Raw genomic sequence first — 22,167 nt, 5'->3', positions numbered from 1 at the left:
AGAACGAATGGTTGAACAGCCTGGCTAAAAGTGCAGCACTTTGCAAAGCGGCAACTGACCTGTTCGCGGGTGAACCGGCCTGCACAGGTCATGCATAGCCATGTGACAGCCGGTGGAGCAAAAGGCTTGTCGAGCTGTGCAGACCGTTGCGCTAAAGCCGCTCTCACAAGCTGGAGTCTATCGCAAAGCCCATGCTGGCCTGTGTGTTTACCCGCGAAACGCTGATGAAGGTTAGCCGACGCCGCTCATGCAAAGTTGAAGAGAGGACCGACGGCTTTCTGAAAGGAATCGATCAGTAACCCTTGCCCTGATCGGTCACTGAGTCCAGCTGACGACTGTGTACGTTCAGCGCCACCACCACCCTTTAAGTACCCCGACGCATTTTGTTGAGCACCGTGGTGGTGAGCTTCTGCGGACTAGGGAACTTGAGCTGAGCCCGATAGCTGAACTGCTTGTCGCTTTCTGGCCGGGAAGCACCACTGAAGTCACTCAGCTGGGCTCAGGCCAGAACTCATCGCACTGTAGGCGACAGATCGGCAAGCGTGCGCAAGTAGGCCCAAGGGTAGATACCTCGCTGATGCCCATCGCTGAATAGCAGCTGCACACCGTAGCCCTGCTCTATGAGGCGCTCCACGCGAACATCGTCTCTGACCACCATCACCCGCCCCTGCAAACCCGCTGCTCGGCATTGCGAGCAAGGGCAGTTGCCCCTTAGTCGAGCATGGCTAATGACAGCCTCGGCATCGGGCCACTGTACGGTCAGCAACCCGTACGCACGCTGGTTATGAATCCGACTTGGGCCATTCATCCGTTAGCCCCGCTCAACTGCGTCAAGGCAATGCGAACCGCCTTACGTACTTCAGGGTCGCTGTCAGCTTCAGCCGCCTGCAACGCTGGCAAGGCGCGGGCCTGGCCCAGCTCACCGAGGGCCAGCGCGGCTTCTTTACGCAGGTTGGCGATGCAGTGGCCAAGCAAACCGGCCAAGGCATCCAACGCCTGTGCATCACGCAGGCGGCCAAGCGATCGAGCAGCGCGCAATCGCACCTGCCAGAAGCCATCTGCCAGCGCCGACACCAATGCCGGGGCCGCCTGAACATGCCCTACCTTGCCCAGGGTCGTCGCGGCCTCCTCGCGCACTTGCCAGGCCGGATCGCACAGGGCGCCGATAAGTGCCGGCAAGACTGTGGAGTTACGGGAAAGCCCCAACGCGCCAATCGCTGCGCGACGGACTTCGGTATCCGGCTCATGCTCGGCCAGTTTCGCCAAGGCAGGCAAGGCAGGCTCGTGCTTGAGCCAACCCAGCACGCCTACCGCTTCGCGACGCACAGTCGCGTCCGTGTCCTGCAGTGCCAGCAAGGCAGGTGCGGCGGCATCTTCGAGGCGCAATTCACGCAGCGCACGCAAGGCACTGGCGCGTACGAAACCATCGGCATGGGTCGTCCATGGCAGGATCAATAGGCCCGACTGCGGGTGCTTCAATTCGCTGAGACTTTGCGCAGCCGCCAAGCGCACTGCTTCTCCAGCATCGGCCAGAGCGGCGCACAAGGCTTGCACCACTGCCGGCTCTTCCCAGGCCTCCAGCAGGCGCGCAGCCTCGGCACGCACCTGGTCGGCGCTGTCTATCAACAGGGCATCGGTGAGCCACGGCAGGGCATCGGAATCTTCAAGATCGGCCAATTCGAGCAGGGCGATGCGGCGCACCGCTGCGTCGTCAGCTTCCAGGCGTGGCAGCAGTTGCAGAATCTCAGGGTTGTCTGTGCGTCGTTCGGTCATAGCGCGATCCTTAGCGGCGGATGTTCGCTGAGTGGCAGGCCAAGTGGCGTTAGGCGTGGTAATTCGCGGCCTTCTTCATGGCGCAGTAGGGCCAGGCAATGGCGTTTTAGGTGAGTGAAGTCTGGGCGGGTCAGCAGACTGGCATTGCGCGGACGGGCGAAGTCCAAGCGCAGCTCCTCAATGAAGCGCCCCGGGCGAGGGCTCATGACCAAAATGCGGTCGGCCAGGAACAGGGCTTCATCGATATCATGCGTAACGAACACAACCGTGGTGCCAATGCGCGCCCAGATTTTCAGCAGCAGCTCCTGCATGCGCGATCGGGTCTGTGCATCCAGGGCGCCAAACGGCTCGTCCATCAGCAGCAGCCGTGGGCGGTTGATCAATACTCGCGCGATTTCAGCGCGCTGCTGCATGCCACCAGATAGCTGGCTGGGCCAGCGTTCGGCAAACTCCGCCAGGCCTACCAAACGCAGCATTTCGGCTGCCTGCCGGCGGCGCTCGGCCTTGCCAATGCCTTGCATCTTCAGGCCAAAGGCTACGTTGTCGAGCACGCTGCGCCATGGCAGTAGGGTGTGATGCTGAAACACCATGCCGCGCAGCGGCGAAGGGCCGGCAATGGCCTGCCCATCCACGCTCAAGGTGCCGTCGCTGGGGGCCAGGTGGCCGGCCAAGGCGCCGAGCAAGGTGGATTTGCCACAGCCCGAAGGCCCGAGTATGCAGACGAACTCACCAGGCTCCACGGCAAAATCCAGACGTTGGACTGCTTCGAAAGCTTCATCGCCCTCCCCCAGGCGAATCGACAGGCCACGCCCATCGACGCGTCCATGCATCTGTTGACCAGTGCTCATCTACCGGCCCTCCGCGTGCGGTACCAAGGCGTGGCCAGTGCTCCAAGGCGCTTGACCAGCGCACTGCTACCCATACCAAGTACGCCGATCAACAACATGCCGACAACAATGTCCGGATAGTTCTGCAAGGTATATGACTCCCAGGTGTAGTAACCGATGCCGAACTGCCCGGCGATCATTTCGGCAGTGACCAGGCAGAACCACGAGGTGCCCATGCCGATAGCCAGGCCTGTAACGATGCTTGGCAGCGCGCCGGGCAATACCACATCGCGCAAGATCGCCCAGCGCCCGGCACCGAGGCTGCGTGCCGAGGCCACCAGGCGCGGGTCTACGGCCTCTGCGCCATGAACGGTATTGAGCAGGATCGGGAACAGGGCTCCGGTGAAAGTGATGAACACCATCGACAGCTCCGAAGAGGGGAACATCAGGATCGACAGCGGGATCCAGGCAACCGCTGGAATCGGCCGCAACACCTCCAATGGCGGCAGCAGCACATCCTCGGCCCATTTCGATCGGCCGATCAGCAGCCCCAGTGCCACGCCAAGCAATGAGGCAACCGCGTAACCGGCAAATACCCGCGACAGGCTGCTGCCAAGGTGCGCCATTAGTAAACTCGAAGTCAGCAGTTGCCAGGCCGCGCTCAGCACCGTCTGCGGCGTAGGAACGTAGGTGAAGGTCAGCAGGCCCAGGTCCAGCCTGACGCTGGCCGCCACCTGCCAGAACAGCAAGCAGGCCAGCAAAGAGATCAGGCGCAGGGGCCAACGCTTGAGGTCGCGGTTCATGGTGGCGGCTCCCGGTCAGCGCTGGGCGACCAGCTTCTGGTTGGCACTGACGAAGTCGAGCGCTTGGCCCCCATGGGCTTTGGCATATTGCTCAGCCTGGTCCTTGAGCAGGAAGGCGGCCAGTTCGCCCTCAGCGTTGCGCACAAACCAGGCTTGGTTGGCTAACAGCTTGATGCCGCTATCAGCAGCCTGGGCGTAGATTGCGCGGATGTCCTTGCCGTCCTGCTCAATTTGGGCCAGCGCACCCAAGGCGGCTTGGGGCGAGGCGTAGTTACGTACTTTGTCTTCACCGCGCACCCAAATCTGCGCCAGGCGACTGAAATCGGTGATCGGCTTGCCCGTTAGTGCATCGTTGGCCTTGAGCGGGAGTGCGTCGTAGTTCTTGAGCGCCTTGTCGTAATCCAGGCCGGCCTGCTTGAAAGCGGCGCGGATGTACTGGTCGTCGATGAACTGCGCGGTGTCCAGGCCGCGGTCGGTTTTCTTCAGCAACTTGAGAGTGTCGATGGACGTAGCCACTGCCTCACGGTACTCGGGTTTCCAGGTCTGATCGCGGGTCTGTAGGCCGAGCGGGCCGTGAAACAGGTAGCTAACCTCGGCCTCGATGCCAGTCACCTTCTCGATTAACTCGCTGTATTTCTCGGGCTCTTTGGCGATCAAGCGGTCAGCTTCCAAGCTGGCACGCAGGTACGCGGTGACGACTTCTGGGTACCGATTGGCATAGTCAGCATCGACCAAGGCGCCATGGAAGGTCGGTGCTTTGGCCTGGGCACCATCGTAAATCTTGCGGGCAAAGCCGCGGTTGGGAAACAGCTCGGCGAAAGGCACGAAGTCGGCATGCGCATCAATGCGGTTGCTGCGCAAGGCGGAACCCGCGATTTCAGGTGCCTGGGCGATGATTCGCACGTCCTTTTGCGGATCCCAGCCCTGGGCAGCGACGGCTCGCAGCAGCATCCCGTGGGCAGTGGAGGCAAACGGCACGGATATGGTCTTGCCTTTGAGCTCACTCAGCGACTGCACCTGTGAGGCTGCCGGCACGACGATGCCATTGCCGCTACCCTGCACACTACCGGACAGCACACTGATGAACAGGCTGCGTTTGCCCGCATCCAGGTGCGCCACGCCGTTGAATGCGCCGGGGAAATCTGCCATGACGCCGAAGTCGAGCTTACCGGCGACCATCTCATTGGTCAGTGGCGCACCGCTGGTGAAATTCTTCCACTCCACCTGGTAGTGGGCGTCCTTGTACTTGCCGTCATGGGGCAGGTACTTTTCGAGCAGGCCAAGCTCGCGGATCAACAGGCCTGCAGTGGCGCAGTTGATGGTGGTGTCCTGGGTACCGATGGCGACGCGGATGGTCTGGGCGTTGACGTTCAGCCCGGTTAGCGCCAGCGCTAGGCCGGCGACGGTTGCTACAAGGCGCATGGATGATCCCCTCGAATCGTTTTGAGTTATGAAGTCGTCTCCGCCGCCCGGATTGGGGGTGGGAAACGAGGGGCTTTGCAGGAAGGCGCGTCCGGTGGTTTGCCGGATGGCGGAGATTGGTCAGCGCAGCAAGTAAGGGATGTCCACCTTCACAGCGCCGGTAGGGCAGTCTTTTTCACAGGGCATGCAGTACCAGCACTCGTCAAAAGCCATGTAAGCCTTCTGAGTTGCCGGGTTGATCGCCAGCAGGTCCATGGGGCACACCTCGACACAAACTGTGCAACCTTTGTCGGCGATGCACTTTTCTTCGTCGATGGTCACCGGAGCGCTGCTGCGAAAGAAGATTTCCTGGGGTTGGTAGGCCATTTCTCGGGGTCCTTGGGGCCTTCACGGGCACCCTCTAATCTGAAGACTTGCACTTATCCCTAGGGGAGCGGGCTTACCCGCAAAGGGTCCAACACGGTGGACGCCACCGGCTGCCCCCGCTGTTCTTGGATGAACTTGCTGCCATAAGGTGAGGTGTCGCTCAGGCGGCACTGGCTTTGACTCTTAACCGGTCATAGGCAGTTTGTTCTTCAGCATCCAACGCGATCAGGTACGGCTCGACGGGTTTCTTGAAACTGATCATTTCACCGTTTGCGCCTTTCTTCAGATGGCAGTGGCAAAACCATTCGCCATCGTTGCGCTCGGGGAAGTCGACCCTGTAGTGGTAAAGGCCCCAGCGGCTTTCCTCACGGAACAATGAGGCGCGGGCCGCCATTTCGGCGCAGTCACGAATCACCGAGACCTCCATAGCGCGCATCAGCTCGTGGGGATTGCTGGCTTTGATCTGCTGGAGATCACGCTCGATTTCGGCAAAGCGCGCCAGGCCGATTTCCATCTTCTTGGTTACTTTCGGCGGTTGCAGGTAATCGTTCACCATGCGCCGCAGCTTGTATTCCACCTGCGCTGGCGGCAGGCCATGCTCACGCTGCAGCGGGGCGAATATCCGCGCACGCTCGCGCTCGACCTGCACGACATCAACCTCGGCCAGCGCCCGTCCGGCCACGTACTGCGCCGCGTTCACACCGGCAAACCAGCCGTAGGTAAACGCGCCTAGCATGTAGTTATGGGGCACCGCTGCCATGTCACCAGCGGCATACAAGCCCTTGACGCTGGTCTCGGCCTTTTCGTTGACCCACACCCCAGAGGCCGAATGCCCCGAGCAGAAGCCAATCTCCGAAATGTGCATCTCGACCATGTGCTGCCGGTAATCGGTGCCACGCCCAGCATGGAACTGGCCGCGGCTGGGGCGTTCGTTACTGTGCAGAATCTGTTCGATGTTCTGGATGGTTTCCTCGGCCAGGTGATCGAGTTTGAGAAAAACCGGACCGTTGCCGCCCTCCAGCTCCTGGTGGAATTCCCACATCATCTGGCCGCTCCAGTAGTCGCACTCGATGAAGCGTTCACCCTTGTTGTTGGCGGTATAGCCACCTAACGGGCCTGTGACATAGGCACACGCAGGGCCGTTGTAGTCCTTGATCAACGGGTTGATCTGGAAGCACTCGAGGTTGGCGAGCTCGGCGCCGGCGTGGTAGGCCATGGCGTAGCCGTCACCAGCGTTCGTCGGGTTCTCGTAGGTGCCCATCAGGTAACCCGACGATGGCAACCCCAGGCGCCCCGCCGCGCCGCAGGCAAGAATCACCGCCTTGGCTCGCACCACGCAGAACGCGCCAGAGCGGCAGTCGAAACCCAACACACCGGCAGCGGCGCCTTCGGCATCGAGCAATACGCGAGTGCAGACCATGCGGTTACTGATCTGAACTCGGGCGCGCTTGAGTTGCCGATAGAGCACCTTCTTGATGTCGTGACCCTCGGGCATGGGCAATACATAAGCGCCCATGTGGTGGACCTTCTTCACCGCGTAGTCGCCAGTTTCGTCCTTTTCGAACTTCACACCCCAGCGATCGAGCTGCTCGATGGTCTCGAAACTGTGGGTAGCATAGGCGTAGACGGCGGCCTGGTTGACGATACCGTCGTTGGCCACGGTGATTTCCTTGGTGTACTGCTCGGGCGTGGCATGGCCGGGGATGATTGCGTTGTTCAAGCCGTCCATGCCCATGCTGATGGCTCCGCTGCGCTTTACGTTGGCCTTGTCCAGCAGCAACACCCGCAATTGCTTGTCTTGCTCCTTGGCCTTGATCGCCGCCATGGGCCCGGCAGTGCCGCCCCCGATGACGATGATGTCGAAGTCCTGGGTCTCGATGCTCATGCCTTGCTCCCTTTCTGGCGGTCAATGCGCAGCCGGTACTGGAAGGCATCCCCGCGGTAATAGAGGTGTTCGAAGTCAAGCGGCGTGCCTTCGGCTGTGTGGGTCAAGCGTTCTATGCGCATGATCGGCGCGCCCTCCTCCACACCCAGCGCTTGGGTCAGGTCGCTATCGGCCAACACCGCGTCGATCGCCAGATCGGCATGGCCAAGGGCGATGCCGCAGTCATTTTCCAATAGCAAAAAGATGTCGCGGGTCACCAGGTCGGCCTTTTCCAGCTTCTCGCCGATGGCCTTTGGTAGCCAGGTCAGCTCCAGCGATACCGGCTCACGGTTGATCAGGCGGACCCGGCGAATTTCGGTGACCAAACTGCCCTCCCCAACCTGCAGCCGAGCCGCCACCAAGCTATTGGCTGGTACATGGCGGAAACTGCGCAGGCGGTTGATAACCTCGTAGCCCATCTGCGTCATCGATTCACCCAGGCCCTGCAGGGTGCTGACATTCTGAAACGCCTTGGGCTTGGCGACGAAAGTGCCTTTACCGTGAATTTTGAAGATCAACCCTTCTTTTTGCAGGTCACCTAACGCCTGGCGCACTGTAATACGGCTGACATCGAAGACCTTGCCCAGCTCACTTTCCGAAGGCATTCGGCTGTGCGGGGCATAGGTGCCGTCGAGAATACGTTCGCGCAGCAGCTCCTTGAGCTGTGTGTATAACGGTACTGGTGACAGGGGGAACAGTTCGGCCATGAGTCTCTTCACTGATCAAGGACTTGTTATAACAAGTTGTTACCAGATCATAGGCAGCATAAGAGCTCACCAGGAAATACTGATATCGCATATGGATAGAGACATTTTTCTGGACGGCGCCCGTGCCGTTGGAAAAATGGCCGTAGATCAAGGCGATGGACGTCGTCGAATCAGATGGGTATTATGCGTGCGCGTTGCACTCGTAGCTCAGCTGGATAGAGTACTGCCCTCCGAAGGCAGGGGTCGTGGGTTCGAATCCCGCCGAGTGCGCCATATCCCTTTCAAAGCCCACCTTGCGTGGGCTTTGTCGTTTCACACCCTTCACCATTCTCGTTATTCCATTTCGCGATGCAAAACGGTGCCTTGGATGCTGCCGGCTTTACCTCGCCAAAACCCTTTGCTTACAATAGTGGCATTATGCCTCATCCTGTACACGGATAGTCGCGCGGTTACCCATACCCTCCAGGGAATTAGGAATGAAAACGATGCTGAAACATTGTCTGGCCTTGACCATCGCCGCCACATTGGTGGGCTGCCAGGCGACCGGTGAGCAATACCAATCCGATGTTTTCGATGCTAGCCAGGTCAACACCCAGCAAGAAGCCAAGACAGTGAAAATCATCACTGTCTCGCCTACCAAGATCAAAGTCAGCAACGAAAAGAACCAGAAAGCCGCCATGATGGTCGGCGGCGTGCTGGGCGCGCTGGGTGGCGCTGCACTGGGTGCGGGCCACAACAAGGACACCGCTATCATTGGTGGCGTGGCAGGCGGTGGTGCGGGTGCCCTGGCCGGCTCGCTGGTCAGCGACACCTCGCTGGTACCTGGCGTGCTGATCGGTTACTCGGAGAACGGCAAGATCTACACCTCGGCTCAAGTGGGCCGCCCGTGCGATTACGAAGTGGGTGGCATTTCCCTGATGGTCATGACCCTCTCCAATGAGACCCGCATCCAGCCGAATGCGAACTGCCCAGATCCGAAAAAGAGCTGAGGCCTGAGCACATGAAGAAATTTGTTCTGGGCACCGCCCTGGCACTCTCTGCTGCCACTGCGGTGGCGGGCCAGTTCGATCAGCTTTATCAGATCGAACAACAAACCAAACAATCCCAAGCCGCGCTGGAAGCAGAACGCCTACGCCAGGCCGCCGCTGCCCAGCAACGCGCCGAGGCTCGCGACGCTGCCGCCCGTCAACAGCGTGCAGCTGCCCAGCGTGCCGCAGCCCAACGTGCCGCCGAGCAACAGCAGGCCCAGGCTGCCGAGCGCAAGCGCGTGCTAACCCGGGAAGAGGCCTACGAGGATGACCTGCGCGCACTGGAGCTGGAAGAACGCCGCCTGGCCTTGCAAGCCAAAAAAGCCAAGGTCGCCCGTGCCAACGACTACATCGATGCCGAACTTCGCGACAGCGCCGCACGCACCGACGTGATTCAGTCCAATGCCGACTCCGCCCGCAACGTTACTTCAGGGGCCAAGTCTTTTCTCGAAGACACCGGCAAGGCGCAAGTCAAACGCGCTGGTGGTCTGTTCGGCGAGTAACCATCCCTTGGCATCGCCAGCCCACGGGTTGGCGATGCTCGTTGCAGAGAATCCAACATGCTACGTCTGATATTGGTTGCCAGTGCCGGCCTGGTACTGAGCGGCTGCCTGCAGGAAGAAGCCAAGTTCCCGTCGGTCGACCTACACGGCCGCTTAGTCGTCGATCAAGAAATGACCGCGTCTCGCCAGGCGCAGGGTATCCAGGGCGAATACTTCAAACGCATCTTGACCGTGAACGGCCAAGACATGGCGTTCAATGACTTCGTCCAGCAATACTGCCCCGACAGCAATACCCGTAATGAAACCTGCCTCAAGGCCTTGCGGATCAAGAAGATCGACGATGTCAGCGGTGCGACCAGGTTCCTTCCCAACGGGTTGTGATGATCGCTCGCAGACTGCTAAAAGGCCCCGGCAACCGCCGGGGCCTTTTCGTTGGTATGCCCACATCGTACTCATGGGCCACTTGGCACTACCGATGACGTTTTTCAATCGACTCCATGCCGTTTCCTGCATTGCCGTGCAGGCCGGCGTGCCGGATGCTTTATTTACTCAAGGAGCTCATCTTTCCCACCCGCAGAGGCCTGTATGAAGACCGTCGAACAAATCCTCAAGACCAAGTCCCAGCACCAGACCGTGTACACCATCGGCCCGGATGACTCGGTGCTCGACGCGTTGAAACTGCTAGCGGAGAAAAATATCGGTGCACTGCCTGTGGTGGAAGACAATCTGGTCGTGGGCATCGTCAGCGAGCGGGACTATGCACGCAAGCTGGTACTCAAGGGCCGGTCCTCAGCCGCCACCCCCGTACGCGAGATCATGAGCGCGCCGGTGATCACCGTCGAGCCGAAGAAAAGCCTGGATTACTGCATGCAGCAAATGACCGACCGTCACCTGCGCCACCTGCCGGTGGTTGAAAATGGCCAACTGCTGGGCTTGCTGTCCATCGGCGACTTGGTCAAAGAAACCATCGCTGAACAAGCCAACCTCATCCAACAACTGCAGCAATACATCCGCGGCGAATGATGCCGGCTCAGTGGTAGGCGCGCTCCAGCTCGTCCAGCTGATGGTCGAAGCTGCGCAGGCGCGCCGACCAGGTGTACACCAAGACCTCCAAGTCACGATTGAGCACGGCAGTATTGCCGTAGCCATTGCTCGAAGGTTCGCACAGGTCCAACTGATAACGCTCGCGCGCCATGGCGGTGGCTACGCTGGAAAGGTCACGGGCGTTGGCCAGCCAGTGGTGGTGATGGTCATGGATTTCGCGATCCAGGGTCCGGCACTGACGCTTGAGGGCATCCAGGCTCTGCTCCAGAGGCGTGCCCTTGAGCTCGCCCATGACCTCCTCGAAGGTGCGCCCGGAGTGCCAGTAGCTGCCCCAGAAATAACGATCGAACACCGTCTCGACGCGGCGCAATGCAACCTTGGTGTTCCAAATGGTAAGCAACGTTCGGCCCTGGATCACTTCACGCTTGTTCAAGTGCAATTGCTGCCAGGCAATCCAGGTCAGCGCCACCAGCGCGGCAGCGGCCGTCACCGCCCCTGCCGCATAGAGAAACTGCGTCGCCTGATACATATGCTGGGCATGGCGAATGCCAAAGAAGTAACCGGCCGTCAGGGTGCCCAGGATGGACACGGAGCACCAGAAGGCTGGTGCGTAGGGATCTTTCATCACGCTATCCCCTATTGTTTTTCCTGAGCATAGCAACGGCCAATCACTCGTCAGGTGCCGCTCGGCACTTTATTTTTTGGGGCGGCGCAACGCCTCGTTGAGTTGATCGAAAGGCACTGCCCAATCAGCATCTTCGAGGATGCTTTCTTTCAGGAATGCGCGCTGGGATTCACTCCAGAACGGGGCATCCACAAGTTTGATTTCATTCTTCAAAGGTGAATGGCTGGTGATGAACTGATCGATGCTCTGCGCATCATCAGGCAGGCCCAGTTGCTGGAACAGTTCGGCGAATGGATGAATCGGTGCGTCCATGGTTCCTCCTGTGAGCCGGGCTGGCCGTCGATGACGCAGACCCGACAATGGCTTGCGGTACCCCTTAGTGGCACTGCTTCATGCTCAAATGGATTGGGTGATTACAGTCACCCGACTCCAGATAGACATCGCCCTGGCGGATAAGACTCGCAACAAAAGGAGGATGGGCAAGCAAAAGTAGCCAGGGCTGTAAACCAGCCCCGGCATTCGATCAGATGGGCGCGCGACGCAAAGTGGCGAGGAAGGTCGCCGCGCCAATGAACAAACCGGCGAAGGTACGGTTCAGACGCTTTTGCTGCCTGGGGGTACGCAACAGGCGCAACACCCGCGCTGCCAGGCCGGTATAACCGGCCATAACCAGCATGTCGACGCTGACCATGGTTACGGTAATGGCAATGTACTGCGGCAACAGCGCTCCGTGTGGATTGATGAACTGCGGCAATACAGCCAGCATGAATACCAGCGCCTTGGGGTTGCTGACGTTGACCAGAAAACCGCGGAACATCAGGCTCAACGGCTTGCCGATCGGCCGTACCGCTGATTCGTCAGTCATGTCCATGGGTAGCGCGCGCCATTGCTTGTAGGCCAGGTAGACCAGATAGGCGACACCGAACCACTTGATGACATGGAAAGCGGTGGCAGAAGCGGCAAGGATCGCACCCACGCCGGCGGCAATGACAGCGATCTGCACGACCAGGCCTAGCTGCAAGCCCAAGGCATTCCAGTAACCGCGCCAGAACCCGTATTGCAACCCACTGGACATCGAAGCAATCGCTCCGGCACCCGGCGAAAGGCTGATCACCCAGCACGCGGCAAAGAAGCCCAGCCACACTTCCATCGACATCACACACCTCGCTCAACATTTGTTGCAAAACAGTAAGCTAAGGGGTTGGCGAAAAAATAACCAGCGAATTCTGCTTGAGTGATGGCACCGGCACTGACCGTTGTGGGAGCGGGCTCCCCGACGAAATGGCCAGCACGGTGCCACCTATGCATCAGGACAACGCTTCGAGCTCAGCCTGCATGCTTTCCAGCGTTTCCAAAGCCTCCATCCAGGCCTCCTCCAGCTCGCCCTCGCGCTGTTTGAGCTTGGTCTGGCGAGCCAGCAGTTCACGCAATTCATCCTTGCGCGCCGCTTCGTAAACCCCCCCGTCACCCAGCGCAGCCTCCACCTCGGCCAATTGGCCATGCACTTGGCTAAGCTCGGCCTCCAGTTTGTCGGCTGCCTTCTTGTGCGGCGCCAACTGCTGGCGCAAAGCTGCTGCAGCCTGGCGCTGGGCCTTCTTGTCGGTCTTGTCCGGGTTGGGCGGGGCACTGGTGGTTGGCGCGCTGCGCTGACGGTACTCGACCAGCCAGCGGCTATAGTCGTCCAGGTCGCCATCGAAGGGCTCGACCTTGCCATCAGCCACGAGCAGGAAGTCGTCGGTGGTGCTTTTGAGCAGGTGACGGTCGTGGGAAACCACCACCACGGCACCGGCAAATTCTTGCAGAGCCATGGTCAGCGCCAGGCGCATTTCCAGGTCCAGGTGGTTGGTCGGCTCGTCGAGCAGCAGCAGGTTAGGCCGCTCCCAGGCGATCAGCGCCAGGGCCAACCGGGCTTTTTCGCCACCGGAGAAATTGACCACCGGCTCGTCGACACGGTCGCCATGGAAGTCGAAACCGCCCAGGAAGTCGCGCAATGTCTGTTCGCGCTCGGTCGGCGCGATGCGCTGCAGGTGCAACAGCGGGCTGGCTTTGTCGTCCAGAGAATCGAGCTGGTGCTGAGCGAAGTAGCCAACGGCCAGGTTCTCGCCACGTACCAGGCGGCCCGACAGCGGCTCAAGCTCGCCAGCCAGGTTTTTGATCAGGGTCGACTTGCCGGCGCCATTGGGGCCGAGCAGGCCGATTCGGGCACCCGGTACCAGCTGCAGCTTGACCTTGTCGAGAATCGCCTTGTCACCATAGCCCAGGCGGCCCTCGGACAGGCTCAGCAACGGGCTGGAGATTTTCTGCGACTCGCGGAAGACGAAGTCGAACGGTGAATCGACATGCGCCGCCGACAGCTCTTCCATGCGCTCCAGGGCCTTGATGCGGCTTTGCGCCTGGCGTGCTTTGGTGGCCTGGGCCTTGAAGCGGGCGATGTACTTTTCCATGTGCGCGCGCTGCGCCTGCTGCTTCTCGTAGGCTTGCTGCTGCTGCGCCAGGCGCTCGGCGCGGGTACGCTCGAAGGCGGTGTAGCCGCCCTTGTAAAGGTTGAGCTTACGTTGCTCGACATGCAGCACATGGTCGACCACGGCATCCAGGAAATCGCGATCGTGAGAAATCAGCAGCAGGGTACCTGGATAGCCCTTGAGCCAGTCTTCCAGCCACAGAATCGCATCGAGGTCCAAGTGGTTGGTGGGCTCGTCGAGCAGCAGCAAGTCAGACGGGCACATCAGCGCCTGGGCCAGGTTCAGGCGCATCCGCCAGCCACCGGAGAAATCGCCGACGCGGCGGTCCATCTGCTCGTTGGTGAAGCCCAGCCCAGCGAGCAACTTACGCGCGCGGGCATCGGCGGTATAGCCGTCGGCGACCTCCAGCTCACTGTGCAGGCGTGCCAGGGCAGTGCCATCGTGGGCGTGTTCAGCCACGGCAAGTTCCGCTTGCACCTTACGCAGGCGGGCATCGCCGTCGAGCACATAGTCCACGGCCAGGCGCTCGAGGGTATCGACCTCCTGACGCATGTGAGCAATGCGCCAGTCCGCGGGCAACTGGCAATCGCCGGCATCGGGCGAAAGCTCACCGCGCAGCAGCGCGAACAGGCTGGATTTTCCGGCGCCGTTGGCACCGATCAGGCCGGCCTTGTGACCGGCGTGCAGGGTCATCTCGGCGCCTTCTAGCAAGCGCTGCGGACCACGCTGTAAAGTGAGGTTGGATAGTCTGATCATAGTGGTCGCGGAGTCTACCAGCTTCCTCGGCCCACAGCGTGAGTGGAATGATGCACACCGACCTGTGGAAACACGCCCTGGCGCTGTACGAACGCCCGGGTGTCGAAACGGCCTGCCTTGATGTGCAGGCAATGGGTGGCGATGTTTGCCTGCTACTCTGCGCCACCTGGCTACAGGCGCGTGAAGTGGCTTTCAGTGAACAGCGCGCTCAGGCGCTGCGGGCAATTGCCGAGCCCTGGCAAACAGCCGTGGTAGAACCGTTACGCCATTTGCGCCAGCAATGGCGCACGCCCGCTCAGCACGACCCATTGCTGGCGACATTGCGTGCACAGGTGAAGGGCCTGGAGTTACATGCAGAACAAACGCTGCTTGAACGGCTGCAGAACTGCGCAAAGCAATGGCCTACAGGCGCCAGTGAAACGGCGAGTGATTGGCTGCACCGGCTGGCGCCGGAGCAGGCTCGCGGCCATGACGCGCTGAACACGTTGCGCGTCGCGGCCGCGGGGCTTCAGGACGCTGAAGAAGACGGCTGAGCTGGGGTGCTGCCTGGCGCCGATGTGCTGGCCGACGGAGTCGATGGCTCATTGTTGGCGGGCGCAGCCGGCTTGCCGTCGGCAGGTTTTGCCGAAGTGGATCTTGCTGGCGCTTTCGCGGCAGGTTTTGCTGCTGGCTTGGCGGCGACTGGCTTAGCCGCTGCTGGCTTGGCCGCTGTTTTGGCAGGCGCCTTGGTTGCTGCGGGTTTAGCTGTTGGCTTGGCGGCGGCAGTTTTCGCAGCCGGTTTGGCGGCGGCTGGCTTGGCCGCTGCTGACTTGGCCGCTGCTGGCTTGGCTGCTGTTTTGGCAGGTGCCTTGGTTGCTGCGGGTTTAGCTACTGGCTTGGCGGCGGCGGTTTTCGCAGCCGGTTTGGCGGCGGCGGCTGGCTTGGCTGCTGCAGACTGGGAAGTAGTGGTCTTGGCAGCCGTTTTGGATGCAGCGGCGCGGGTCGGTGTTTTGGCTGCAGCTGGCTTGGCAGGAGCCTTTGCAGCGACCCGGCTCGCAGGTTTGCCAGCCGCTGGTTTCTCGGCCTTGTCAGCCACTGCACGCTTGTCCAGCGCCTTGCCAGCCGCTTCGCGCACCTTACCGACACCTTGGGCCAGTTTCAGGCTTTCCTGGGCATCGCGTTTTAGCTGTTGGATATAAGCTCGGGTCTGGGTCTGACGATCCTTGAGCGAGTCGAGCAAGGTTTCAAGCTCAGTAATAGCCTTTTGCGCCTTGCTTTGTGCCTTGGCTTTACCTGCCTTGGCTGAATCCTGCAACTTCAAGCGCCCGTTGTGCAGTTTTTCCTGGGCTTTGCCACGTTGCTTTTCCAACTTGGCCAGCAGTTTCTCTGCATCAGCCAGCGCTTGCGAGCAGGCCTCTTCCAAATGTTCGAGCAAGCTGCCCGAAAGTTGCTGGAGCAGGTGTAACGGCGTGCTTACTGGCTTCTTTTTAGCCGACATGGTTTACCTCCTGGCTGACGAGATTGCGGCTCATACTATGCTTGTGCTGCTACCGCCGCTAGGGCATGTTGACAGTATTGTGTGTGCCGCGTTGCATGCCTGGGCAAAGTTGTCATTTTGCAGCTGCGTGCAAGTGTAGTTGCTTAACAAAAGGTTGCTGATATTCACGCATATCGGCTGAATAAGACTGGCATACTCCACGGCTTGTCGAGCTGGAGTTGCCCATGTCGCGCTACCTTGTATTCAGCCTTTGCCTGATGGCGCCTTTAGCCTTGGCGACCACCAATACTGCGCCTGCCAATGATCGAGATCTGGCCTACAGTCTCGGCGCCAGCTTGGGTGAGCGCCTGCGCCAGGAGGTGCCTGGCCTGCAACTGGATGCACTGGTCGAAGGGCTGCGTGACGCGTACCAGGGCCAACCACTAAAGCTTGACCAAGCTACGATGCAGACCATCCTCCAACAGCATGAGGAGCAGGCCAACACAGCTGCTGAACAAGCCAATGCAGCAAAACTGCAAGCCGTTGAAACCCGTTTCATGGCCAACGAGCGCGCCCGAGCCGGCGTGCACGAGTTGCCTGAGGGAGTGCTGTACACCGAGTTGAAGGCGGGTACCGGCGCGCAACCGCAACCCCATGGCAAGGTCCAGGTACGTTACGTGGGTAGGTTGCCCGACGGCACGGTATTCGATCAGAACCAGCAACCGCAGTGGTTCAGCCTGGACTCGGTAATTGAAGGGTGGCAGGTGGCACTGCCACACATGAAAGCGGGTTCGAGCTGGCGTGTGGTCATACCCTCGGCCCAAGCCTATGGTGCCGAGGGGGCCGGCGACTTGATCGCGCCCTACACGCCGCTGGTGTTCGAAATCGACTTGCTGGCCGTCGGCGGCTGAGGCCCGCCGTCAGGCCTCGACCGCGCCCTCTTCCTTGTGCGCGTTATGCAGCACTTCGATGAGGCAATCTTCGAGTTCGAAACGCTCGTGCAACAGGCTGCCCAACTTGCCGAGTTTCTCGGCGAAGCGTTCGGTGTCCTTGCACTCGCCCTTCTCGCAATGGTCATTGAAGGCCAGGGCGATCTGGGTAATGTCGCTGATCCGCGGGCTGATCTCGTCGGCCAGTTTCAGCGCTTTCTCATCGCCGAACGCCTTTGCCTCGGTGACTAGCTGCTCACTGACTTCAAAGTGCCAGGCGGACACATAGTCGACCAGCACCGCACAGAAATCGCGGTTCTTGTCTTTGTCGGCAAACGCCGGCTTGGCGTCGCGCAAGGTGCGGAAAGCCTGGATCAGTTCCTTTCGCTCCTCGAGCCAACGGTCGATCAGCTTGTGAACCCCACCCCAGCGTTCCTGGGCGTTCTGACAACTATCGAGCATGGCGATCTCTTCCCTTCTGGCCTTCTGGGTAGATGCCCCTGCGCCTCGCACCACGACCATGCAGCACAAAGTGACATCAGCAGGACGACATCGGGCAGTTGTATTCTCGGTATGCGTGCTGGGAGATTATTCCCGCGCGTGCTTGGCATCAAGGTACGCAGCAGACTAAGTTCATACAAGTGTTTAATGGCCGGCTTCACCACCATTGGTCGTGCGAAGGCTGATCGGCGCGCGGCAGGTCAGGGATGACCGAGCGAGCGAAAGCGAAAGGCGAGCAGGCAACTCAAGGGGACCGCCGCCAGCAGGAGAAACGCCAGCAAACTCCACTCTGGCAAGGTCAGGTCGAGAAAGCTCCAGGCCAACGAGCTGCAATCGGGGCCGCCGAGCAGGAGCTGGCGGGCAGCCTCACGCCAGGACAGTTCGAACATGCGCCCTATTGGCAGCCAGCACATCGGGCTCGCATCGACCGAGCCCTGCACCCACACATGCCGCGCTGCCAGTGCGGCACCGCCGAATGCGCACAACAGCGCTGTTTGAGCGTAGCGCCTGACCCCGGTAGTGCCAGGCGCGTGCACTGCCGCACAGAGGCACACCAATGCATACATGCCCAGCAATACACGCTGGCTGAAACATAAAGCGCAAGGTACGAGCCCAAGCACACTTTCGAGATAGAAGGAAGCGCCCAACACTGCCAACGAGGCAAGGCATACCGGAATGAACAGTGCGCGCAGACTGGCCAACGACATGGGCAGTAGAAATCCCGGAAAAGTTGTAGTGGCTTGGAACGGTAGAGGAAAATCCGGGGTTGTTTCAAGGCGCTACTGGAATGAGAAGTCCCTATATGAGCGGGGAAGTTTCCACTTGGCTTGTAGGAAACTTCTCAGGGAAGGTTGCGAAATTAACTTTCCACTAGAAAGGCGTCATCCGCCCACATGAGCCCGCGCGCCACGCGGGCTCATGGAGCACTCAGGCCCGCTCGCTCTCGGGCAACGGCAGCGCCAGTAGACGCTCATCAAGCAAGCCCAAACCTTCTTGAAACAGCTGATTACTGCGTTCGGTTTCGCCCAAGCTGGCCAGCAGGCGCGCAAGCTCGGCACAAGCTTCTGGATTACGCTCCATGCGCAGGCTGCTCTCGAGATAATCGCGCGCTTTGCCCCACAAACGGTTCTGCAGGCTCAGCCGACCAAGCGTGAGCAACAGGCTTGGATCTTGCGGATGTTCTTTCAACCAGCCCTCTGCAGCCTGCAACTGCCGCGCAGGGTCATCGCCGCGTACCAGGCCGTACAAGCGCGCAAGGTGGCTTTCGTAGTTGCGCTTGAGCGCGGTACGCAGCACCTGCTCGGCTTCACCTTGAGCACCCAGCTGGCGCAACTGTTCCGCATAGGCCAGCACCAGCTGTGGCTCCTGGCGCTGGGCTGCGGTCAATTGCTGCCAGGCCCGCTCGAGTGCCTGGCGCGAGGCTTGCAAATCCTCGCCTCGGGTTGTGGCCAGGCCAAGGTTCTGGCCCCATGCCCGCTTCTCCAACGCAGCGAGCTCATCGACCGGCAGTACCTTGCCTTTGCGCAGATCCGGCAGCAGACGAATCAACGCCGACCAGTCACCACGCTCCAGGTGCAGGCGCTGCAACAGGCGCAACACCTGGGCGTTATGAGGATGGCGCTCGTTCATGGCCATCAACGTTTCTAATGCAGCATCGTGCTCGCCTCGGTCCATCTGCAATTGCGCGTGGGTCAGTGCAATGGCCAGCTCGGCCTGGGGCTGGCGCTCCAGCGCACGCTCCAGCAGGTTGTCGCTGTCCTCCTTTCGCCCCAGTTCATTGGCTGCACGCGCGGCGCCAAGGTAATAAAGCAATGGCTGGCGCTCGGCCTCGGCAGCACGGTGCAGGTGACGCTGCGCACTGGCCCAGCGACCCTCGGCCAGGTCCAGTTGGCCTTGTTCGATGGCGATTCGCACCCTTCGGCTGCGGTTGCGCCGCGACCAAGGGTTGACCACGCCACTTGAAGTCAGCAGCAATCCAACCAGGTAGCGCAGCAGCAACAGCAGCAGGATCACGCCAGCCAAGGCCGCGAGCGCAGCCCACAGCCCGGACTGATAACGGAAGCTCCCATAGCTGATCAGCACATAACCCGTATGCTTGGCCACTGCGATGCCCAAGGCTGCAGCGACCACGATCGCCAGCACGGCCAGCAGGTAGACACGCTTCATGGTTTGCCCCCTTGCGCCTCAGCAGGCAGATGGCGGCGCTGGATATAGGCCTGCACCGCCGCCAGGCTTTCGCTCAGGTCCGGGGTGACTACCGATACCGGCTGATCGGCCAACGCGTTGAGGCTGTCGAGCATCGCCTTGCTTTGCGGATTGTCTGCGTTGAAGTTGGCCAGCAGCACGCTGCGCGCATCATCCAAAGCCTGGGTATAGACCTTGGCTTCGCCGTTGAGGGCAGCCCACTGGGCCTGCTCAAGGGTCAGGCTTAAAGCCAGTCGCAGCTGGTTCAACTGCTGCCCGGCCAGCAACGGCCGCACATTGTCGTCAGCATTGAAGTCGATCTGGAAGTACTTGGAAATTTCCGACCACCACTGGGACAGGCGGCTAGCCACATCGCCGTCGCTGCTCAGCGCGCCGAGCGCGTTGGCATTGCTGGTGAACTCCGGGGATTGGGCGCTCAGTTGCTGCACCAGGTCGCGCTGGGCGGCAAGCTCGAGGAACAGGCCAGTGCGGTCGGGTTGTTGGGTGCTGTTGAGCGTAGCCAGGCTACGCGCCAGTTCCTCGCGAGCGGCAAATGCACCCGGGTCGCTCTGTTCGCGCAGGATTTGGTCGGCACCTTCGACCAGCGCTTTGGCGCTGGTGATATCCTGCAGCGCCGACAAGCGCAGGGTCGCCAGGCGCAGTAGATGTTCAGCTTCGGCCAAACGCCACTCTTTGCGGCTTTCGCCCAGCACGGTTTCCAAGCGCTGGCTCAGACGTTGCTGATCGCCCTGCAGTTGCGCTACCAAACGGCGACGGTCTTCCAGCTCGCTGGCTGCCGGCAGGCTCGCCAGCTGCGCGCTGATCTGCTGCTCGCGCTGCTGCAGCGCTACGGCGCGCTGGTCAAGCGTTTCGATGTGCTGGCCCTGGTTCAGGGCGCTGCTTTGAAGGTGGCGCACTTGCCAGACACCCCAACCACCGGCGGCTAGCCCAGCGGCACCCAGCAACAGCGCTAGCACGGCCAGACCATTGCCAGAGCGCTTGACGGGCTTGTCGGTGAAAGGTTGCGCCGGCTCCTGCGCCGACGGCTGATCATTGTTGGACAAGACAGTTTCGCTCACGTATCCATCCTTCGCATGGGGGCGCTTCGCGCTAGTTCGAAGCGCCTTGAGAGGCAGGTGCAACACTACGCTGCACCGCTGCCAGCAAAGCCGTGGCGCTCGCGCCATGGCAATCCACAACCTTTAGGGCACCAGCGGCCCGGGCCTGCTCCGCGACCCGCGGGCTCGGCACGAACAACGGCAGGCTGGCCAGCTGCGGCCAATCGGTGGCGGCCAGCTGCTGCAGATGTTCAAGACCCTGCCCACTGCTGACCACCAGGCCATTGAGGCGTTCCGCTTCAATGCGTCGCATCAGCGTACCGGCCGGGTACTCCGGCAGGCAGCGACGATACAGTTCCAGATAATCGACACTAGCACCTTGCTCTGCAAGACGCTCGGCGAGCAGTTCACGACCTCCCACGCCTCGAACGATCAGCACACGCGCCTGAGGCACGCTGATGGCCTGGTGCAAGGCCGCAAGCTTGAGCAATGCTTCGCTGTCGTCACCTTCGGTAGGGAACGATACCCGAAGCCCGGCGCCCTGCAAGACGGCTGCCGTGGCCTGCCCCACGGTAAACCAGGCTGCCACGGGCGCCTGCCGGCCAGCTCGCTGCAACTGCTCAAGCAATAGGCGCGCAGCGGGCTTGCTGACCACAATGATGGCTTGGTACTGCGCCAGCCCGGCCAATTGGCGCAGGGGGCCGTCTGCCAAGGCAACGGGCTCGATGGCCAGCAACGGCAAGCAACTGCTGGCCACACCCGCGCAGGCCAGCTGCTGCGCCAGTACCGCGCAGTCCTCTTCAGGCCGGGTCAGCAGCAGGCGCCAGGTGCTCACGGATGCCCGGCCTCACCGTAGACCTCTTCGAGGATGGCTTGCGCGCCCTGCCCCAGAAGATCTTCGGCAACCTGCACACCCAGGCTTTGCGCAGCTTCGCGCGGCGCGCGGGCCTCGGCCATCAGCAGGGTGCCGCCACTGGGCTGGCCGACCATGCCGCGCAGCCACAGCTGGTCACCTTCAAGCACTGCGTAACAGGCGATCGGCACCTGACAGCCGCCATTGAGGCGTTTGTTCAAGGCGCGCTCAGCGACCACGCGGTCGGCGGTATCTGCATGGTGCAGTGGCGCCAGCAATTGATGAATTTCGCTGTCCGCGCTGCGGCACTCGATACCCACTGCGCCCTGGCCGCCGGCTGGCAGGCTGTCGTCGACGCCCATGCTGGCAGTGATGCGGTCTTCGAAACCTAGGCGTATCAGACCTGCCGCCGCGAGGATGATGGCGTCGTACTCTCCGGCATCGAGCTTGGCCAGGCGAGTGTTGACGTTACCGCGCAGGAAGTGGATTTTCAGGTCCGGCCGACGGGCCAGCAACTGCGCCTGGCGGCGCAGGCTGGAAGTGCCGACGATGCTACCGGCGGGCAAAGCCGCAAGGCTGGCATGTTTGTTCGAAACGAAGGCATCGCGCGGGTCTTCGCGCTCGCAGATGCAATACAGCCCCAGGCCGTCGGGGAAGTCCATGGGCACATCCTTCATCGAATGCACCGCGATGTCGGCTTCATTGTCCAGCAGGGCGTTTTCCAGCTCCTTGACGAAAAGGCCCTTGCCGCCGATTTTCGCCAGCGGTGCATCGAGCAGCTTGTCGCCGCGGCTGACCATCGGCACCAGGGTCACCAGCAGCCCGGGGTGGGCCTGCTCGAGGCGGGCTTTGACGTATTCGGCCTGCCACAGGGCCAAGGCACTTTTACGGGTGGCAATGCGGATTTCGCGAGTGGACATGAAACGCCCCGATCCAAAGAAATGCC

The 22,167-nt window shown here is 61.0% G+C and carries 25 protein-coding genes and 1 tRNA gene; 7 read left to right on the top strand and 19 right to left on the bottom strand.

Features of this window, described 5'->3' with window-relative positions; translation table 11 throughout:
* Nucleotides 1-511: 511 nt before the first annotated feature.
* From HU725_RS00960 to HU725_RS00925, 8 genes are all read right to left on the bottom strand, one after another.
* Nucleotides 512-808, bottom strand: a complete 297-nt coding sequence (locus HU725_RS00960; RefSeq protein WP_186478367.1) for a DUF971 domain-containing protein — start codon at nt 806-808, stop codon at nt 512-514.
* A complete protein-coding gene (locus tag HU725_RS00955) occupies nt 805-1,773 on the bottom strand; it encodes a HEAT repeat domain-containing protein (protein ID WP_186478366.1) in 969 nt (322 codons plus the stop codon). Before HU725_RS00955 ends, HU725_RS00960 begins: the two co-directional genes overlap by 4 nt.
* Nucleotides 1,770-2,621 (bottom strand): ABC transporter ATP-binding protein, encoded by an 852-nt coding sequence (locus HU725_RS00950; RefSeq protein WP_186478365.1) that lies wholly within the window; start codon nt 2,619-2,621, stop codon nt 1,770-1,772. Before HU725_RS00950 ends, HU725_RS00955 begins: the two co-directional genes overlap by 4 nt.
* Nucleotides 2,618-3,403 carry an ABC transporter permease gene (locus HU725_RS00945; RefSeq protein WP_186478364.1) on the bottom strand — a complete coding sequence of 262 codons (786 nt, stop codon included), beginning with the start codon at nt 3,401-3,403 and terminating at the stop codon, nt 2,618-2,620. The genes HU725_RS00950 and HU725_RS00945 overlap by 4 nt, the downstream gene beginning before the upstream one ends.
* 15 nt (nt 3,404-3,418) lie before the next feature.
* On the bottom strand, nt 3,419-4,825 hold the full coding sequence (locus HU725_RS00940; RefSeq protein ID WP_186478363.1) for an ABC transporter substrate-binding protein: 1,407 nt from the start codon (nt 4,823-4,825) through the stop codon (nt 3,419-3,421).
* A gap of 120 nt (nt 4,826-4,945) precedes the next feature.
* Nucleotides 4,946-5,191 (bottom strand): 4Fe-4S dicluster domain-containing protein, encoded by a 246-nt coding sequence (locus tag HU725_RS00935; protein ID WP_186478362.1) that lies wholly within the window; start codon nt 5,189-5,191, stop codon nt 4,946-4,948.
* A 160-nt stretch (nt 5,192-5,351) separates the two neighbouring features.
* Nucleotides 5,352-7,076, bottom strand: a complete 1,725-nt coding sequence (locus HU725_RS00930; RefSeq protein WP_186478361.1) for a fumarate reductase/succinate dehydrogenase flavoprotein subunit — start codon at nt 7,074-7,076, stop codon at nt 5,352-5,354.
* On the bottom strand, nt 7,073-7,822 hold the full coding sequence (locus tag HU725_RS00925; RefSeq protein ID WP_186478360.1) for a GntR family transcriptional regulator: 750 nt from the start codon (nt 7,820-7,822) through the stop codon (nt 7,073-7,075). The genes HU725_RS00930 and HU725_RS00925 overlap by 4 nt, the downstream gene beginning before the upstream one ends.
* Nucleotides 7,823-8,018: 196 nt before the next feature.
* Between HU725_RS00925 and HU725_RS00920 the strand changes: the two genes are divergently transcribed.
* From HU725_RS00920 to HU725_RS00900, 5 genes are all read left to right on the top strand, one after another.
* Nucleotides 8,019-8,095, top strand: a tRNA-Arg gene (locus tag HU725_RS00920).
* A 212-nt stretch (nt 8,096-8,307) separates the two neighbouring features.
* Entirely contained in the window at nt 8,308-8,811 is a 504-nt protein-coding gene (locus tag HU725_RS00915; RefSeq protein WP_186478359.1) for a hypothetical protein, read from the top strand.
* Between the two features lie 11 nt (nt 8,812-8,822).
* Nucleotides 8,823-9,353 (top strand): DUF5384 family protein, encoded by a 531-nt coding sequence (locus HU725_RS00910; protein ID WP_186478358.1) that lies wholly within the window; start codon nt 8,823-8,825, stop codon nt 9,351-9,353.
* Nucleotides 9,354-9,410: 57 nt separating this feature from the next.
* The gene (locus tag HU725_RS00905) at nt 9,411-9,734 is read left to right on the top strand and encodes a hypothetical protein (RefSeq protein WP_186478357.1); all 324 of its coding nucleotides are present in this window, start codon (nt 9,411-9,413) and stop codon (nt 9,732-9,734) included.
* 204 nt (nt 9,735-9,938) lie between these two features.
* A complete protein-coding gene (locus tag HU725_RS00900) occupies nt 9,939-10,376 on the top strand; it encodes a CBS domain-containing protein (protein WP_186478356.1) in 438 nt (145 codons plus the stop codon).
* A 7-nt stretch (nt 10,377-10,383) separates the two neighbouring features.
* On the opposite strand, the gene HU725_RS00895 is transcribed toward HU725_RS00900, so the two are convergent.
* From HU725_RS00895 to abc-f, 4 genes are all read right to left on the bottom strand, one after another.
* Nucleotides 10,384-11,022 (bottom strand): NADH:ubiquinone oxidoreductase subunit N, encoded by a 639-nt coding sequence (locus HU725_RS00895; protein WP_186478355.1) that lies wholly within the window; start codon nt 11,020-11,022, stop codon nt 10,384-10,386.
* Nucleotides 11,023-11,091: 69 nt separating this feature from the next.
* The gene (locus tag HU725_RS00890) at nt 11,092-11,334 is read right to left on the bottom strand and encodes a DUF2789 domain-containing protein (RefSeq protein ID WP_186478354.1); all 243 of its coding nucleotides are present in this window, start codon (nt 11,332-11,334) and stop codon (nt 11,092-11,094) included.
* Nucleotides 11,335-11,545: 211 nt separating this feature from the next.
* The gene (locus HU725_RS00885; RefSeq protein ID WP_186478353.1) at nt 11,546-12,178 is read right to left on the bottom strand and encodes a LysE family transporter; all 633 of its coding nucleotides are present in this window, start codon (nt 12,176-12,178) and stop codon (nt 11,546-11,548) included.
* A 151-nt stretch (nt 12,179-12,329) separates the two neighbouring features.
* Nucleotides 12,330-14,240: a ribosomal protection-like ABC-F family protein gene (gene abc-f / locus HU725_RS00880; protein WP_186478352.1), complete on the bottom strand. Its 1,911-nt coding sequence runs from the start codon at nt 14,238-14,240 to the stop codon at nt 12,330-12,332.
* Between the two features lie 50 nt (nt 14,241-14,290).
* Between abc-f and HU725_RS00875 the strand changes: the two genes are divergently transcribed.
* Entirely contained in the window at nt 14,291-14,773 is a 483-nt protein-coding gene (locus HU725_RS00875; protein ID WP_186478438.1) for a TIGR02444 family protein, read from the top strand.
* On the opposite strand, the gene HU725_RS00870 is transcribed toward HU725_RS00875, so the two are convergent.
* The gene (locus tag HU725_RS00870) at nt 14,749-15,717 is read right to left on the bottom strand and encodes an AlgP family protein (protein ID WP_186478351.1); all 969 of its coding nucleotides are present in this window, start codon (nt 15,715-15,717) and stop codon (nt 14,749-14,751) included. The two genes, HU725_RS00875 and HU725_RS00870, sit on opposite strands and share 25 nt — an antisense overlap.
* A 224-nt stretch (nt 15,718-15,941) precedes the next feature.
* Between HU725_RS00870 and HU725_RS00865 the strand changes: the two genes are divergently transcribed.
* A complete protein-coding gene (locus HU725_RS00865) occupies nt 15,942-16,607 on the top strand; it encodes an FKBP-type peptidyl-prolyl cis-trans isomerase (RefSeq protein WP_186478350.1) in 666 nt (221 codons plus the stop codon).
* A 9-nt stretch (nt 16,608-16,616) separates the two neighbouring features.
* Here HU725_RS00865 and HU725_RS00860 read toward each other — a convergent pair whose 3' ends face one another.
* The 6 genes from HU725_RS00860 to hemC all read right to left on the bottom strand — a co-directional run bounded on the left by HU725_RS00860 (nt 16,617) and on the right by hemC (nt 22,141).
* Entirely contained in the window at nt 16,617-17,087 is a 471-nt protein-coding gene (locus tag HU725_RS00860; RefSeq protein ID WP_060478671.1) for an Rsd/AlgQ family anti-sigma factor, read from the bottom strand.
* A 239-nt stretch (nt 17,088-17,326) separates the two neighbouring features.
* A complete protein-coding gene (locus tag HU725_RS00855) occupies nt 17,327-17,833 on the bottom strand; it encodes a disulfide bond formation protein B (protein ID WP_186478349.1) in 507 nt (168 codons plus the stop codon).
* A 220-nt stretch (nt 17,834-18,053) separates the two neighbouring features.
* Nucleotides 18,054-19,292, bottom strand: coding sequence for a heme biosynthesis HemY N-terminal domain-containing protein (locus tag HU725_RS00850; RefSeq protein WP_186478348.1), 1,239 nt, complete (start codon nt 19,290-19,292; stop codon nt 18,054-18,056).
* Entirely contained in the window at nt 19,289-20,389 is a 1,101-nt protein-coding gene (locus tag HU725_RS00845; RefSeq protein WP_186478347.1) for a uroporphyrinogen-III C-methyltransferase, read from the bottom strand. The genes HU725_RS00850 and HU725_RS00845 overlap by 4 nt, the downstream gene beginning before the upstream one ends.
* Before the next feature lie 31 nt (nt 20,390-20,420).
* The gene (locus HU725_RS00840) at nt 20,421-21,203 is read right to left on the bottom strand and encodes a uroporphyrinogen-III synthase (protein ID WP_186478346.1); all 783 of its coding nucleotides are present in this window, start codon (nt 21,201-21,203) and stop codon (nt 20,421-20,423) included.
* A complete protein-coding gene (gene hemC / locus HU725_RS00835; RefSeq protein WP_186478345.1) occupies nt 21,200-22,141 on the bottom strand; it encodes a hydroxymethylbilane synthase in 942 nt (313 codons plus the stop codon). Before hemC ends, HU725_RS00840 begins: the two co-directional genes overlap by 4 nt.
* Nucleotides 22,142-22,167: the final 26 nt, after the last annotated feature.

Source organism: Pseudomonas promysalinigenes (genome assembly GCF_014269025.2).
In the GTDB taxonomy this organism is placed as follows: domain Bacteria; phylum Pseudomonadota; class Gammaproteobacteria; order Pseudomonadales; family Pseudomonadaceae; genus Aquipseudomonas; species Aquipseudomonas promysalinigenes.
The sequence above is the reverse complement of the archived record's forward strand: the minus strand, read 5'-3'. Positions and strand labels throughout refer to the sequence as shown.